This is a genomic window from Synechococcus sp. 8F6 (genome assembly GCF_002252665.1).
Taxonomy (GTDB): Bacteria; Cyanobacteriota; Cyanobacteriia; order PCC-6307; family Cyanobiaceae; genus Cyanobium_A.
In genome coordinates this window covers 119,230-134,129 of record NZ_NQKZ01000005.1, presented here as the reverse complement: position 1 = coordinate 134,129, position 14,900 = coordinate 119,230, and the positions used below count along the sequence as shown (strand labels likewise).

Annotated in this window: 15 protein-coding genes; 8 read left to right on the top strand and 7 right to left on the bottom strand. The window is 65.3% G+C overall.

The window, feature by feature from the left end; all coding sequences use genetic code 11:
• Window positions 1–42: 42 nt before the first annotated feature.
• The 4 genes from CJZ78_RS05890 to CJZ78_RS05875 form a co-directional block, all read right to left on the bottom strand.
• Window positions 43–228, bottom strand: coding sequence for a hypothetical protein (locus CJZ78_RS05890; RefSeq protein ID WP_094559963.1), 186 nt, complete (start codon window positions 226–228; stop codon window positions 43–45).
• A gap of 40 nt (window positions 229–268) precedes the next feature.
• The gene (gene arsJ, locus CJZ78_RS05885; RefSeq protein ID WP_094559962.1) at window positions 269–1,525 is read right to left on the bottom strand and encodes an organoarsenical effux MFS transporter ArsJ; all 1,257 of its coding nucleotides are present in this window, start codon (window positions 1,523–1,525) and stop codon (window positions 269–271) included.
• Window positions 1,526–1,534: 9 nt separating this feature from the next.
• Window positions 1,535–2,596, bottom strand: a complete 1,062-nt coding sequence (locus tag CJZ78_RS05880; protein ID WP_094559961.1) for an ArsJ-associated glyceraldehyde-3-phosphate dehydrogenase — start codon at window positions 2,594–2,596, stop codon at window positions 1,535–1,537.
• Window positions 2,597–2,690: 94 nt separating this feature from the next.
• The gene (locus tag CJZ78_RS05875; protein WP_094559960.1) at window positions 2,691–3,857 is read right to left on the bottom strand and encodes a Fic family protein; all 1,167 of its coding nucleotides are present in this window, start codon (window positions 3,855–3,857) and stop codon (window positions 2,691–2,693) included.
• Between the two features lie 172 nt (window positions 3,858–4,029).
• Between CJZ78_RS05875 and CJZ78_RS05870 the strand changes: the two genes are divergently transcribed.
• The 7 genes from CJZ78_RS05870 to CJZ78_RS05840 all read left to right on the top strand — a co-directional run bounded on the left by CJZ78_RS05870 (window position 4,030) and on the right by CJZ78_RS05840 (window position 9,033).
• A complete protein-coding gene (locus tag CJZ78_RS05870) occupies window positions 4,030–4,380 on the top strand; it encodes a helix-turn-helix transcriptional regulator (RefSeq protein ID WP_094559959.1) in 351 nt (116 codons plus the stop codon).
• A gap of 6 nt (window positions 4,381–4,386) precedes the next feature.
• Window positions 4,387–5,496, top strand: a complete 1,110-nt coding sequence (gene arsB, locus CJZ78_RS05865; RefSeq protein ID WP_094559958.1) for an ACR3 family arsenite efflux transporter — start codon at window positions 4,387–4,389, stop codon at window positions 5,494–5,496.
• A 77-nt stretch (window positions 5,497–5,573) separates the two neighbouring features.
• Window positions 5,574–6,221 (top strand): Crp/Fnr family transcriptional regulator, encoded by a 648-nt coding sequence (locus CJZ78_RS05860; RefSeq protein WP_094559957.1) that lies wholly within the window; start codon window positions 5,574–5,576, stop codon window positions 6,219–6,221.
• Entirely contained in the window at window positions 6,218–6,913 is a 696-nt protein-coding gene (locus CJZ78_RS05855; RefSeq protein WP_094559956.1) for a winged helix-turn-helix domain-containing protein, read from the top strand. The genes CJZ78_RS05860 and CJZ78_RS05855 overlap by 4 nt, the downstream gene beginning before the upstream one ends.
• Before the next feature lie 58 nt (window positions 6,914–6,971).
• A complete protein-coding gene (locus tag CJZ78_RS05850; RefSeq protein WP_094559987.1) occupies window positions 6,972–7,664 on the top strand; it encodes a response regulator transcription factor in 693 nt (230 codons plus the stop codon).
• 16 nt (window positions 7,665–7,680) lie between these two features.
• Window positions 7,681–8,751, top strand: a complete 1,071-nt coding sequence (locus tag CJZ78_RS05845) for a cell wall metabolism sensor histidine kinase WalK (protein ID WP_094559955.1) — start codon at window positions 7,681–7,683, stop codon at window positions 8,749–8,751.
• 63 nt (window positions 8,752–8,814) lie between these two features.
• Window positions 8,815–9,033, top strand: a complete 219-nt coding sequence (locus tag CJZ78_RS05840; RefSeq protein ID WP_143592856.1) for a hypothetical protein — start codon at window positions 8,815–8,817, stop codon at window positions 9,031–9,033.
• Here the strand turns inward: CJZ78_RS05840 and CJZ78_RS05835 are convergent, their stop codons facing one another.
• Together CJZ78_RS05835 and CJZ78_RS05830 are read right to left on the bottom strand one after the other, a co-directional pair.
• Window positions 9,034–10,665, bottom strand: coding sequence for a SulP family inorganic anion transporter (locus CJZ78_RS05835; protein ID WP_094559953.1), 1,632 nt, complete (start codon window positions 10,663–10,665; stop codon window positions 9,034–9,036).
• The gene (locus CJZ78_RS05830; RefSeq protein WP_094559952.1) at window positions 10,662–12,182 is read right to left on the bottom strand and encodes a SulP family inorganic anion transporter; all 1,521 of its coding nucleotides are present in this window, start codon (window positions 12,180–12,182) and stop codon (window positions 10,662–10,664) included. Before CJZ78_RS05830 ends, CJZ78_RS05835 begins: the two co-directional genes overlap by 4 nt.
• A gap of 267 nt (window positions 12,183–12,449) precedes the next feature.
• On the opposite strand from CJZ78_RS05830, the gene CJZ78_RS05825 reads away from it, so the two are divergent.
• Window positions 12,450–13,127 (top strand): Coq4 family protein, encoded by a 678-nt coding sequence (locus CJZ78_RS05825; RefSeq protein WP_198953850.1) that lies wholly within the window; start codon window positions 12,450–12,452, stop codon window positions 13,125–13,127.
• Here CJZ78_RS05825 and CJZ78_RS05820 read toward each other — a convergent pair.
• Complete coding sequence (locus CJZ78_RS05820; RefSeq protein ID WP_094559951.1) at window positions 13,124–14,815, bottom strand: SulP family inorganic anion transporter; 1,692 nt, start codon at window positions 14,813–14,815, stop codon at window positions 13,124–13,126. The two genes, CJZ78_RS05825 and CJZ78_RS05820, sit on opposite strands and share 4 nt — an antisense overlap.
• Window positions 14,816–14,900 lie beyond the last annotated feature (85 nt).

Genomic DNA, 14,900 nt, shown 5'->3' with positions numbered 1-14,900 from the left:
CCCCGGTTGTCGCCAGCGACAACCTGGCGCCGATCAGTTCCCCTAACCGGCCAACTTGATTGACGCCAATCGGCCAAGGGGCTTGACGCGGGACAGCCCCAGCCCAGACTGCCCCAGGGCGATCCCCACCAGCAACATGCCGATCAGCCCCGGCAACCCAAGCCGCCGAAACAGGCCATCGGTCAGCAGCGCCAGGATCAGCAGCTCAGCCAGTCCAAACCAACCCATGGCCTGCCTCCCGCCCGTTGGCGGTAGATCGGGCTGAGTCTTACCCGGCTTGGGACAACTGCCGTGGCGGCGATGGCAGCCGGGTGCTCACCACGGCTGCCAGGGCCACCAGCAGGGCCGAGCTCCACAGGCAGGCCTGCAATCCCCCCACCAAAAACAGGGCACCGGAGAGCACGGTGCCCAGCAGGCGGCCCGCCGCATTGGCCATGTAATAGAAGCCCACGTTGAGGCTCACCGATTCGGCATCGGTGTAGGCCAGCACCATGTAGCTGTGAATCGAGGAATTCATGGCAAACACCACCCCGAAGGCCGCCAGCCCCACCACCACGGCTACACCGGGCTGAGCCACCTCACGCCAGAGGGCGATGGCGATCAGGGCCGGGATCGCGGTAAGCAGGGCACTCCAAAACTCCACCGCACTCACGCCAGGCGGTGCACTCTGGCCCCAACTGCGCCGCAGGGCCGGGGCGGCACCCTGCACGATCCCGTAGCCGATCACCCACAGGCCCATGAAGCCGCCCACCTCCCAGAAGCGCCAGCCCAGGGCGGCCTGCAGAAACACCGGCAGCGCCACCACAAACCACACATCGCGGGCGCCAAATAGAAAGAAGCGGGCCAGCGACAGCACATTGATGCCGCGCGATTTGGAGAACAGGGCCGTGAATTTCGGCTTGTCCTTCATGCGGCCGATGTCACCGGGGAGCACCAGGGTGAGCAGGAAGGCGGCAAACAGGCCGGCGGCCATCGCTCCCACGGCGGCATTGAAGCCAATCGTGGTGAGCAGCAGGCCCCCCAGAAAAAAGCCCACGCCCTTGAGGGCGTTCTTGGAGCCGGTGAGAATCGCCACCCATTTGAACAGCTGGCTTTCGCCCTGGCTGTGATCCTCCGGGGTTTCTGCCACCACGGTTTTGATGGCGCTCTTGGCGCTCATCTTGTTGAGATCCTTGGCGATGCCGCTGATCGCCTGGGCCACCATCACGTAGGCCACGCTCCACCACTTGGGCCAGCTGTCGGCGACGGGAATCAGCATCAGCAGCGCCGCCACTTGCATCAAGGTGCCGCTCCAGAGGGTGAGCCGCAGCCCGAAGCGGGCCCCGAGCCAGCCGCCATAGAGGTTGGTGACGATGCCGAAGAATTCGTAGAAAAGAAACAGGAAAGCGATCTCGAGCGTGCTGTAGCCCAGCTCGTGGAAGTGAAACACCACGAGCATGCGCAGGGCGCCGTCGGTGAGGGTGAAGGCCCAGTAGTTGGCCGTCACGACCGCGTATTGCTGCAGGGCGGATAGGGCGCGTGCCATGGCGTTGGCTCAGCGCTCGATTTGCTGTTCGGAATGCTCAGCCAGAGCCACATGGCTCACCAGATCCGCCATGCGCGAGCTGTAGCCCCACTCGTTGTCGTACCAGGCGTACACCTTGAGTTGGGTGCCGTTCACCACCATCGTCGAGAGGCCATCGACGATGGCGCTGCGATCGTCGTTGACGTAGTCGACCGACACCAGCGGCCGGGTTTCGTAGCCGAGGATGCCGCGCAGGGCGCCGTTGGCGGCCGCCTCGAAGGCGCCGTTCACCTCCTCCACCGTGACGCTGCGCTTGAGCTCAAACACCGCATCGGTGAGCGATGCATTCAGCAGCGGCACCCGCACGGCGTGACCGTTGAGCTTGCCCTGCAGCTCCGGAAAAATCATCCCAATCGCCTTGGCTGAGCCCGTGGTGGTGGGGATCAGGCTCTGGCTGCAGGAGCGCGCCCGGCGTAGATCGCTCTTGAAGCCGTCCACCACCCGTTGGGTGTTGGTTACATCGTGCAGGGTGGTGATTGAACCGTGCTCGATGCCGAAGCTCTCGTGCACCACCTTCACCACGGGCGCGAGGCAGTTGGTGGTGCAGGAGGCGGCGGTGATCAGGCGGTGTTGTTTGGGGTTGTAGAGGTGATGGTTGATGCCGAACACCACGTTGAGGGCCTCGGCTCCGGCGATCTCGCCCTTCACCGGGCAGGCCACCACCACCCGCTTGAGCCCCACCGCATCGAAATAGGGCTGAAGCGTTTCGGGCGTCTTAAATTTGCCGCTGCACTCGAGCACCATCTCCACGCCGGCTTCCCGCCAGGGCACGGCAGTGGGATCGCTCTCCTGGCTGTAGCTCACCGGCTGGCTGCCCACAAAGAAGCCTGGGCTGTTGCCTGGCATCGCTGGGTTGGCCTGCACCGCCTGCTGCCAGCGGCCATGCACGGAATCAAAGGCCAGCAGGTGGGCGGCGGTGGCGGCATCGCCGCCGTTGTCGTTGACGTGCACCAGCTCGATGCCGGGGCGCTCCCAGAGGGCTCGGAACACCAGGCGGCCGATGCGGCCGAAGCCGTTGATGCCGATTTTCATGGGGTAGCGCTTGAAGCTCGACCCACTCTCCCATCAAGCAGAGTTGATGGGTTTTATGGCGTGGTTAAGGCGGGTGGGGAAGGGCGGGCCAGGGCTACTCCGGTGGTGTTTCGCCAAATAGCTCCACATAGGGCTGATAGCAGAAGCGCCTGTTCCGCTTCTGGCCAGTGATCTCGCGAAGGATGTCGAGCGCCTCCAGCCGCGCCACCAGGCCATTGGCCGCCGGGTAGGTGGTGTGGATCAGGGCTTCGATCGCGTTGACGCTCACGATCGGTCGGTCAAACAGGCTCTCCAGCACCCTGTGGCCGTTGGCGGCAGCACGCCCGAGGTGATCGGTGATCAAGGCCCGATGCTGTTCCCGCAGCGCCAGGATGCGCCGGGCTGTGCCGCTGGCCTCCTGGCTCACCTCGGCCACGCCTCGCAGGAAGAACGCCAGCCAGTTCTCCCAGTTGCCGTCTTCGCGCACCGCCTGCAGGTGGTCGTAGTACGCCTGGCGGTGCTGCTTGAAGTAATGCGAGAGATAGAGCACGGGCTTCTGCAGGATTCCTTTCTCGGTGAGCAGGAAGGTGATCAGCAGTCTCCCCACACGGCCGTTGCCATCGAGAAACGGATGGATCGTTTCGAACTGGGCGTGGGCCAGTCCGATGCGGATCAGAGCCGGTAGATCGTCTTGGGCGTGGAGAAACTGTTCCAAGGCCCCCAGGGCTTCGTGTAGCTCCTCTGGGGGTGGCGGCACAAAGCTGGCAGTGGCCAGGGTGCAGCCACCAGGGCCGATCCAGTTTTGGCTGAGTCGCAGCTCGCCTGGGGTGAGCCGGCTGCCGCGAACTCCCTGCAGCAGCACGGCATGGATCTCGCCGATCAACCGCATCGACACGGGCAAGGTGGCGAGGCGTTGCAGGCCATGGTTCATCGCCCGCACGTAGTTCACCACCTCATCCACATCGCGGGGGAGGCCGCCGGCTCCGAATACCTTGGCCTCCGCTGCCAGCAAATCCTGCAAGGAGCTCTGGGTGCCTTCGATCTGACTGGAGAGCACTGCCTCCTTGCGCACGTACATGAAGACAAACAGGTCAGGGTTCGGCAGCGTTTCCACCGATCCATCCAGTCGCCCCAGGGCCCGATCAGCCTGGGAGAGCAGCGCCTGCAATTCACCGCTCAGCCGCACGGGCGGATCCGGCGGCAGGGGAGCCGGATGGAAGGCGCGATAGCCCGATGGCTGGCTGCGGTAGGCGCCGGCGCGGTTGGAGCGTGCTTCGAGCATGGGTCGCGCAGCCTTTCGCATGGGCCGAGAATGGCCTCATGTTATTTGCAGCCTTTAGTATGGGGCGACGACGTGGATTTGTGTAAGCAGGTGTTGTCTATGGCTGGGTCCTCTGCCCAGGTGCTGGCTGTTCGCACCAATTAGCTTTGATGGGTTCAGCAGGCTCTCGTCCGTGCCCGTTGCCACTGTCCCCGTTGCCACCGTCCCCGTTGCCCCAGCGCCCCTCCAGGCCGATCAAGCCCGCCAGCGGCTCAAGGCCCTCGCCGATCCGCTGCGGCTGCAGGTGATCGAGGCCCTGGCCGGCGGTGAGCGCTGCGTCTGCGAGCTCACCAGCGAGCTGGGGTTGGCCCAGTCGAAGCTGTCGTTTCACCTCAAGGTGCTCAAGGAGGCGGGGCTGCTCGTGGATCGCCAGGAGGGCCGTTGGGTGTACTACCAACTGCAGCCCGAAGCCCTCGAGGGCCTGCGGGGCTGGTTGGCCGATCTGGCGGCTGGTTGCACCGCCCCCGCCAGCCCCTGCTGCTGAGGCGCCATGGGGATCTTTGAGCGCTTTTTGAGCCTGTGGGTAGCCCTGGCCATCGCGGCTGGTGTCACCCTCGGCGCCGTCTTCCCGCAGGCAGCGGAGGCTGTGGCAGGTCTGGAATTTGCCCGCATCAACCTGCCGATTGGCCTGCTGATCTGGGGAATGATCTATCCCATGATGCTGGCGGTTGATTTCCATGCGCTCGTCGATTTGCGCCGTCAGCCCAAGGGGCTGGTGGTCACCGTGGTGGTGAACTGGCTGATCAAACCACTCACGATGACGGCCATCGCTTGGCTGTTCATCCGTGGCTTGTTTGCGGCCTGGATCCCTGCCGCCCTGGGCGATCAATACATCGCCGGCATGATTCTGCTGGGGGTGGCCCCCTGCACGGCCATGGTGTTTGTTTGGAGCCGACTTTGCGGTGGCGATCCCAATTACACCCTGGCTCAGGTGGCCATCAATGACCTGATCATGGTGTTTGCCTTTGCACCCATTGCAGCCCTGCTGCTGGGGGTAAGCCAGGTGATCGTGCCTTGGGACACCCTGGTGACCGCTGTGGGCCTGTTTGTGGTGGTGCCCTTGGTGGCGGGTTGGTTGACCCGCTTGGTGTTGCGCTCCCCAGGGCGGATTGAGCGCTTGGAGCACCGCCTCAAGCCCCTGGCAATCCTGAGCCTGATCCTCACCGTTTTGGTGCTGTTCATGGTGCAGGCCCGGGCCATTCTCGCCAATCCGCTGGCGATCGTCCTGATTGCTATCCCCCTGATCCTGCAGACCTACCTGATCTTCTGGATCAGCGCCCAGTGGATGCGGCGCTGGCGTCAGCCCCAGTCGATCGCTGCCCCTGGAGCCATGATCGGCGCTTCCAACTTTTTTGAGCTGGCGGTCGCGGTGGCCATCAGCCTGTTTGGCCTTAAATCCGGAGCCGCCCTGGCCACCGTGGTGGGGGTGCTGGTGGAGGTGCCGGTGATGCTCTCCCTGGTGGCGATTGCAAACCACAACCGGCGCTTGTTTCCATTCCGCGCCCCCTGTCAAGCAAGCGCGATACCGGCGCCAGGGCCCCAGCCTCTGGATCCTGCGCGGCTCCCTGGAGAGCAGCCCAGGGCCCTAACCGACCCTTAAACCCCGCACTACCCGGTCTTTGCCTCTCGGCGCTGAGCCCTCCATAGCGTTCTGCCAAACCAACGGCCTGCTCCGCGATGGTGTTCACACCCTCCCTTCAACCGGGTCGCAGCGACAGTTTTCGCGAGCTGCTGGAGACCAGCTACGCGAAGCGCAGCCTGGTGCATCTGGCGCCTGGCAGCCAGGTGCCCCTGCTGAAGCGCAACGTGTGGGTGGTGGTGCGGGGCATGGTGAAGCTCTCCGCCATCTCGATCCACGGCGATGAGCTGCTGCTGGGCTTGGCCGGCCCGAACGAACCCTTCGGCGATCCGCTCACCAACGTGGAGGCCTATGCGGCCACCACCCTGGTGGACAGCGACCTGCTCTGCCTCAGCTGCGAGGAGATCCAGCGCTCTCCCCACCTGGCGATGGGTTTGCTTCAGGGCATGGCGGCCCGCTACCGCCAGAGTGAAGCCCTGCTGGAGCTGCTGGGCCTGCGGCGCATCGAAGAGCGGGTGCGGGGCTTGCTTGAGTTGCTGGCCAACGACTACGGCCAGCCCTGTGAACAGGGCCTGTGCCTGCAGATCAAGCTCACCCACCAGGATCTGGCCAGCGCGTTGAGCACCACCCGGGTCACCGTGACCCGCATCCTGGGGGCGCTGCGCGACGAGGGTTGGCTGCAGATCGATAGCCAACGGCGTCTCGTGGTGAGCCATCTCCCCCAGCAGCGCCATTCGCATCGATGAGTCAGCCGTCGATTCGGCTGCTGTTGGTGCATTCTGATCCTGCGGCAGCCCACCGGCTCCGCCACGACCTTGCCGAGGCGGGGTGCGAGGTGAGCCTTTGCAGAGATGTAGACGACGCTGCCGAGCAGCTTGCCACCCCCTCGGATTGGGAGCTGCTGGTGCTCGATGGCAGCCTCGGCGCGCAGGCCGCAGCATTGTGCGCCCGGGTGCGGGCGGCCGAGATGTCGATCCCGGTGCTGATGCTCTGCCCGGGCAGCAGCGAAGCCGATCGGATCTGGGGCTTGGAGGTGGGCGCCGACGACGTTCTGCCAGAACCTTTTGGCCTGGCGGAATGCTTGGCCCGCTGCCGGGCGCTGGTGCGCCGTCACCAGCTCGGGCTGGAGGCCACCCCTGAGCTGCGTTGTGGCGCGGTGACCATGCGGGTGGAGGCGCACCGGGTCAGCCGGGATGGCCAGGACGTGACCCTTTCGCCCCGGGAATTTCGCCTGCTGCAGTTTTTTCTGGAACATCCGCGCCGGATCTGGAGCCGCGATGAACTCCTGACCCGTGTGTGGGGTGAGCTCGAGGCCGTGGAGCTCGATCCCAAAACGGTGGATGTGCACATTCGCTGGCTGCGCCTCAAGTTGGAGGCCGATCCAGCCCAACCAGCCTTGATCACCACCGTGCGCGGGCAGGGGTATCGCTGTGGTTGAAACCTCTTCTGTTGAAACAACCTTCTGGGGTTTCAAGCTCGCCGGTGAGAATGGCGCCATGCAGCCGTCCTTGTTGGTCGTCGAAGACGACGAAACGATCCGCGAAACGATCCGCGAAGCCCTCGAATTGGAGGGGTTTGCGGTGCAGGCCTGCGGCAACGGTCGCGATGCCCTGCAGTTGCTGCAGCGGGCACCGGAGGGGCAGGGGTTTGCCCTGGTGGTGCTCGACCTGATGCTGCCTGGCCTGGGTGGTTTGGATGTGTGCCGCCAGCTGCGCCAGCAGAGCAACCAGACCCCGATCCTGGTGGTGAGCGCCCGCGACACCGAAACTGATCGAGTGCTGGGCCTCGAGGTGGGTGCCGACGACTACTTGGTCAAGCCGTTTGGCATGCGGGAGTTGGTGGCCCGCTGCCGAGCCCTGCTGCGCCGCTCCTCCAGCCAAACCTCCCGGGCCCGGGTGCTGGAGCACGCCAATCTCAGCCTCTATCCGGAAGAATGCCGGGTGACCCGGGATGGTCTGGAGGTGAACCTCTCGCCGAAGGAATACCGCCTGCTGGAGCTGTTCATGCAGAACCCCCGGCGGGTGTGGAGCCGCGATCAGCTGCTGGAGCAGCTCTGGGGCATCGACTACTTCGGCGACAGCAAAACCGTGGATGTGCACATCCGCTGGTTGCGCGAAAAGCTGGAAGAGAATCCGTCAGCCCCGGTGCATCTGATCACCGTGCGGGGGTTTGGTTATCGCTTTGGTTAGCGCCTTCAACCGCTTGATGGGTTTCTGGCGTCGGCGTGGAGGCTGGCGTCGCCCCCTGCCCCCGGCCCGGCAGCTGCTCAGCTGGATGGATTCGTCGACCATCGGCTGGATCCTGCTCGAACGCAACGGCACCGTGGGCCACATCAACCCCCGGGCGGAGCGGATTCTCCAGCTTGATTCGGGCCGGCTGCTGGTCGGTCAGCCCTTTGCCGAGATCTGTGCCGATCCCGGCCTGGCCAGCAGCATCCGGATCGCCCGCCGTCAGGATCGCCCCCAGCGCTTGGAGTGGCACTCCGACGGCCAAGACCTCGATGTGATGGTGGTACCAGGCCGCGACGGCTGGCTGGGCGTGCAACTGCAGAGTCGCCGCTCCCTCGATGCCCAGCTGGAGCAGCAGGAGCGCTGGGTAAGCGATGTAGCCCACGAACTGAAAACGCCCCTCACGGCCTTGCTGCTGGTGGGCGACAGCCTCGCCGCCCAGGTCAACAGCCAGAACGCCCGGCTGGTGGAGCGCTTGCAGCGGGAATTGCTGCGGTTGCAGGAGTTGGTGGGGGATCTGCTCGAGCTCTCCCGCCTCGAGAACACGCTGCCGGGCACCGGTCAGCGGCTGAGCGTGGTGGATCTGCCCCAGCTGGTGGAGCAGGTGTGGTCCAACCTGCGTCCCCTTGCCGATCCGCGTCAGATCCACCTGGCCTTGGATGCACCTCCTGCCCTGCAGCTACGCGGCGACAGCTCCCGCCTGCACCGGGCCCTGCTCAACCTGCTCGACAACGCTCTGCGCTACAGCCCGGATGGCGGCGAGTTGCGGGTGAGCCTCGGCAGCCGTGGCGACTGGTGCCAGTTGAGTGTGGCCGACCAGGGCCCGGGCCTCAGTGAGGACGACCTGGCCCATCTGTTTGAGCGCTTTTACCGGGGGGATCCCGCCCGGGCCCGCACCCAACGCATCGGCAGTGGCCTGGGGCTCTCGATCGTGCAGCAGATTGCCGTCACCCACGGCGGTCGCATCCAGGCCAGCAATCGACCCGAGGGTGGTGCCCTGCTGGAACTGATCCTGCCGGGGGTCGTGCGGCCTGGTGGGGCTGGCTAGCCTTGAAGTGGCTGATTGGTGGTGATGCACTTCTGGGCTCCTGAGATTGATCCCTCCCACCCGATGGATTGCACCCAGGCCGAGCGCTACGCCCTGAGGCGGCTCAACGATGGCTCCTTTGTGGCCATTGCCGGAGAGGATCAGCGTCTGGTGGATGTGGGCAGCACCAGCGAGGCGTTTCTCTTCCATACCCATGAGGCAGCCCTGAGGGCGGCCACCGAGCTCAACCACAGTGGGCGCGGACCGCTGGATGTGGTGAAAGTCGAGTGGGAGTCCGCCTGATCAGGCCACCTTTGGGCTGATTGCGGCAGCCAGGGCCTCCAGCCGACTCTTGGTGAGTGTCACACCAGAGATTGCTGGAACCTTGAGCCGATGCAGGCGTTCCCGCGGTTGATCTGTTGCGGTCACGATGAACACCTGCCGCTGCTGGTCGCGGCAGTCGAAGCAGATGGTTTCAATCGCCAAGGCGGCGGTCACCCCTAGGAGCGGCACTTCGCTGAGATCGAGCACCAGGGTGTGAAAGCTGGCGCTGGAGCTGAGCAGTTGGGTGAGGTATTTGCTGGCCCCAAAGCTCAACGGGCCGCTGAGTTGCAGCAGCAGCAGCAGGTCGCCGGCCTGCCGTAGCAGCTCCTGCTCCTCGAGATTGAGGTCGTGATGGTCGCCGTCACCGCCGCTGCGCGCCCGCATGGCCTGTTGCTGCAGTTCGCTCTGGCGTTTGATCGTGAGGATGTTGGCCAGAAACACCCCCACCACCACGGCGGTGATCAGGTCCCAGAACACGGTGAGCAGCAGCACCAGCCACATCAGCCCGGTGGTCCGCAGCGACAGCAGCGGCGCCCGCACGATGAATGACCAGTCGATAATTTCCAGCCCCACCTTCAGCAGGATGCCGGCCAGCACCGCATGGGGAATCGGGCTGGCCCACGAACCCGCCCCGAGGGTGATCAGCAGCAGCACCAGGGCATGCACCATGCCCGACAACCGCGTGCGCCCGCCTGCCTGCACGTTGGTGACGGTGCGCATCGTGGCACCGGCACCCGGCAGGCCACCCAGCAAGGCGCTGGCCATATTGCCGATGCCCTGGCCGATCAATTCCTGGTCGGAATCGTGCTGGCTGCGGGTGATGTTGTCGGCTACCAGGGAGGTGAGCAGCGAGTCGATCGAGCCCAGCACCGCCAGGGTGAGAGCGAAGCCCGCCAGGGTGCGCAGATCCCCCCAGCCCACCTGGGGCCATTGGAGCTGGGGCAGGCCGGTGGGCATGGCCCCCAGCCTCGGCAGGGCGCCGCTTGGCAGCCACAGCACCGAGACCCCGCTCACCACTGCCAGCGCCACCAGGGGGGCCGGCAGCAGGAAGTTCCAGCGCTTGGGGTAGAGCACCACCAACGCAAAACTGGCCAAGCCCACCGCCAGCGCCGTGGGATTGAGATGGGCCACCGCCCAGGGCAACCTGGCCAGGATCGTGGGGATCGGCCCAGCCAGGCTCACCCCCAGAAGGGGCGGCAGCTGCAGCACCACAATGATGGCTCCGATCCCCGACATGAAGCCCGAGATCACGGTGTAGGGCATCATCGTGATGTACTGGCCCAGCTTCATCAGGCCGAACACCACCTGGAACCCGCCCGCCATCAGGGCCACGGTGAAGGCCATTGCCAGGCCGCTGGACTGGCCGTAGCGCCCCACCAGCAGGGTGATCACGGCGGTCATGATCACGGTCATCGGACCGGTGGGACCAGACACCTGGGTGGGGGTGCCGCCAAACAGGGCTGCCAGGAGGCCGAGCACGATGGCGCCGGTGAGCCCGGCCATCGGTCCGGCTCCGGAGGCCACGCCGAAGGCGAGGGCCAAGGGCAGGGCCACCACCGCGGCGGTGAGGCCACCGCTGAGATCCCCGCGCCAGTGGTTCAGGGCCCTCATCGGGCCAGCTCGCAGCGGGCTCCCTCTATCAGGTCTGGGGCATCGCTGATGCGCCCAAACAGGTCCAGGCTCTCGGCATTGAGGTTCAACACCTCCACCTTGGAGCCGCCCTGGCGCAAATTGCGGATCACCTGGTCAAGGGCGCGCACCCCGGTTTGATCCCAGATGTGGGCATTGCCCATGTCAATCGTGATCCGCTGGGGATGGCTCCTCAGATCAAATCCGTCCAGAAAGTAGACCGTGCTGACGAAAAAGAGTTGGCCACGCACGCTGTAGAGGCGGTGCTCAGGCTCGAGCCAGCTGGAGTGCACGGTGACCACCTTGGCCACCTTGCGGCTGAACAGGATTCCCGCCAGGGAAACGCCCACCAGGACCGCGATTGCCAGGTTGCTGGTGATCAGGGCGATCACCATGGTCACCACCATCACAGCGGTGTCGCTCTTGGGGACCCTGCGGATGGTCCGAAACGACTCCCAATTGAACGTGCTGATCGACACCATGATCATCACGGCCACCAGGGCTGCCATCGGCATGCGGGCCAGCTGCTCCCGCAGCCCCAGCACCAGAATCAGCAAGCCGGCACCGGCGGTGAAGGTGGAGAGGCGGTAGCGCCCGCCGGCTTCCACGTTGATCACCGATTGGCCGATCATGCCAGCTCCGGCCATGCCGCCGATCAGCCCCGACGCGATGTTCGCCAACCCCTGGCCGCGGGCCTCAACATTTTTGTCGCTGTCCGAATCGGTGAGGTCGTCGATCACGGTGGCGGTGAGAAAGGCCTGCAACAGCCCCACAAAGGAGATCGCCAGGCTCACCGGCAGGATGATCGCCAGGGTGTCGAGGTTGAAGGGCACCGCCGGTAGCCCGAAGCCGGGAAACGTGCTGGGCAGCTCGCCCAGATCTCCCACTCGTGGCACCGGCAGGTTCAATCCCTCGGCCAGCAGCGTGATCACCACGATCGCCACCAGGGTCGAGGGCACGGCCATGGTGAGCCGCGGCAGGCCGTAGATGATTGCCAATCCGAGGCCTACCAGCAGCCACACGCTGGGCCAGGCCACCGCCGCTCCCCCCAGGCTCGCCACCGTCTCGCCGCCATCGGCCCCCAGTCCCATCTGGGGCAGCTGGGCTCGGAAGATCAGCAGGCCGATGGCGTTGACAAAGCCCAGGGTCACGGCCCGGGGCACAAACCGCATCTGGTAGCCGAGGCGCATGTAGCCCCAGAGGATCTGGAACAGGCCCGCCAGCAGGGTGGCCGCCAGCAGATAGGCCACCCCGTGGGCCGCCACCAGGGGACCCATCAGCAGGGCCACGCCGGCCGTGGCGGCTGAGATCATGGCGGGGCGTCCGCCGGCGAAGGCCACCACGCAGCAGATCGCCACCGAGGCGAACAGGCCCATCTTTGGGTCCACCCCCGCCACCAGGGAGAAGGCGATCGCCTCGGGCACCACGCCAAGGGCCACTACAACGCCGGCCAGCATTTCCTTCGGCAGGGACGTCAGGGGCGGGAAGAATCCCTTCATAAAATGATCGTTTGTCACTGGTGATCGTTTGTCACTGGTCTCTGTCGGTATTGGTGTATGCACCGCAGCTGTGGACGCACTACTGAATACACCGATCCCGGCCCAGTCAAAGTGACGGAGTGATGTGTCAGGCCTGACGCCTCAGCTGGGCCGGCGGCAGAGTTTCCGCGGCGAGGTGATGCTCGGCGTCTATGGCGGACTGCTCATGGCCAAAAGCTATCAGGCCCTTAGGGGCACGTCATCCTGGATGGAGTTGGGTCTGGCTGGATGTCACGGTTTGGGGAGCTGCTGCGGGCGGCCAACAATCTCAAATTGCTGGGGGCGATCGGTCGCAGCGGCGGTGATCTGAGCTCGGTGGCGGATCTGGTCGACAACATGATCGACAGTCCCCAGATGCTGGATTCGGTTCGCCGCTTCCGGGCCGTGCCAGGGGGCGCAGCGATGCTCGATCAGCGCTACCCCCCGCTCCAGCCGGACATCGACAGGTTGATCCAGCTGCCCGAGGGCAGCCTGGGCCGCAGCTATGCCGAGTTGATCCGCCAGCTCAACTACGACCCGGAATTCTTCCGGCCCCGGCCCACCACCACCGAGGCCCAGTGGCTCACCCAGCGGGTCGCCACCACCCACGACATCCATCACGTGGTGAGTGGCTTTGGCACCATGCCCGCTGGCGAGAGCGGTGTGCTGGCGATCACCACCGCCCAGATCGGCTTTCCCGCCTACGTGTTGCTTACCACCGCCGGGCAGCTGGCCAGCTTCCGCTTCCAGATGGGGCGCTTTGAAGAACTGAGCCAGGCGGTGGCCCATGGCATGGCGATCGGGCATCAGGCCCAGTGCCTAGTGGCCGCCCGCTGGGAGGAGGGCTGGGATCGCCCCGTCAGCGCGTGGCGTGAGCAGCTCGGCATCCGCGAACCCGCCGATACCGAGCCCTACGGCCTGGGTTAGTTCAGAGCGGAAACGGCGCGCTCCAGGGCTTCGCGGCGGCTGATCTCCGTGTGGTCGGCGGGCAGCAGTTCAAACATCTTGAGCTTCTCGAGGCGGCGGCGGGTCACGTCGCAGGCCCCCACGACGTAGACCGAACGGCCTTTCTCCACCGCTTCTTCCACCGCATTTTCCAGGGCCAGGGCGGCGGTCACCCCCAGGTGTGACACCTCACCCAGATCGAAGATCACCGTTTGGCAGCTGGTGATGGCGTTGTGCTCCCGCGCGATGGCCTTGGCTACGCCGAAGAGCATGGCGCCGTTGAGCTGGAACAACAGCACCTGACCCTTGCCTTGATCCAGCAGGGCCTTTTCATCGTCGGAGATATCGAGTTCGCCGTCGCCGGTGCTGATCGACTTAACGCTCTTGCTCTGCAGGGCGTTCATCTTGTCGATGGTGAGGATGTTGGCGATGAACACGCCGATGCCAACGGCGGCGATCAGATCCACCAGCACGGTGAGGGCGATCACCAGATACATGATCAACGCCCCCTTCATCGAGATCCGGTGGGCGCGCTTGAGGAAGCCCCAGTCGACGATGTCGACACCCACCTTGAGGGCGATGCCGGCGAGCACCGCCTGGGGGATCTGGGCGGCAACGCCCGTGAAAGCAAGGATCACCACCATCAGAATCAAGGCCCGGCTGATGCCCGAGAGGGCGCTGCGGCCGCCGGCCTGGATGTTCACCACGGTGCCCATGGTGGCGCCGGCACCGGGAAGGCCACCAAACAGTCCGGAGGCGAGGTTGCCGAGGCCCTGGCCGATGAGTTCTTTGTTGGAGTTGTGCTCGGTGCGGGTGACGCTGTCGGCGATCACGGCGGTGAGCAGGGCGTCGATGCAGCCGAGCATGCCCAGCACGGCGGCATCAATCAGCATCTTGCTGGCCAGGCCCAGCTCCATGTAGGGCATGCGCAGCTGGGGGAAACCCGAGGCGATTGCGCCGATTCGGCGAACACCTTCACCGCCGGAGGCGATGTCGCCCTGCAGCAGGGTGAGCGAAAGCAGCGTGCCGGCCACCAGTGCAATCAGCTGGGGCGGGGCGATTTTCTTGAGCGCCGCTGGGGTGAACCAGAGGATGGCCAGGGTGATCAGGGCCAGCACCACTTCAGGCAAACGGGCGGTCTGAATGAGCTGCGGCAGGGCATTGAGGGTGCCGATCACACCGCCTTTGGGGATGGCATGACCGAGGAAGGGGCCCAGCTGCAGGATGATCAGGATGATGCCGATGCCGCTCATGAAGCCCGAGATCACCGTGTAAGGCATCTGGGTGATGTAGCGGCCCAGCTTCAGCAGGCCGAAGGCGATCTGGAATACACCCGCCAGCATCACCACGGTGAAAGCGATGGCCAGACCGTTCTCGGTATCGCGGGCGGTGAAGCTGGCGATCACGGCGGTCATCACCACGGTCATCGGCCCGGTGGGCTCGGAGATCAGTGATGGCGTGCCGCCAAACAAAGCAGCAAACAGGCCCACCAACACAGCGCCCCACAGGCCTGAGGCGGCTCCGGCGCCGGAGGCCACCCCGAAGGCCAGGGCCATGGGCAGGGCGATCACTGCCGCGGTGACGCCGCCGAAGAGGTCACCTTTGATATTGGTGGTGCTGATGTGATTCAGCAGGGCCGTGCGCCGAGGGGGCGCCGACGTGGTTGCCATCGCCGAACCATGCAAGAGGTGGCGGGAACCTTAGGAATCACAGCCGGCGGGTTGGTGCCTTTGGGGCCGTGTTGCCGCTGGCTCT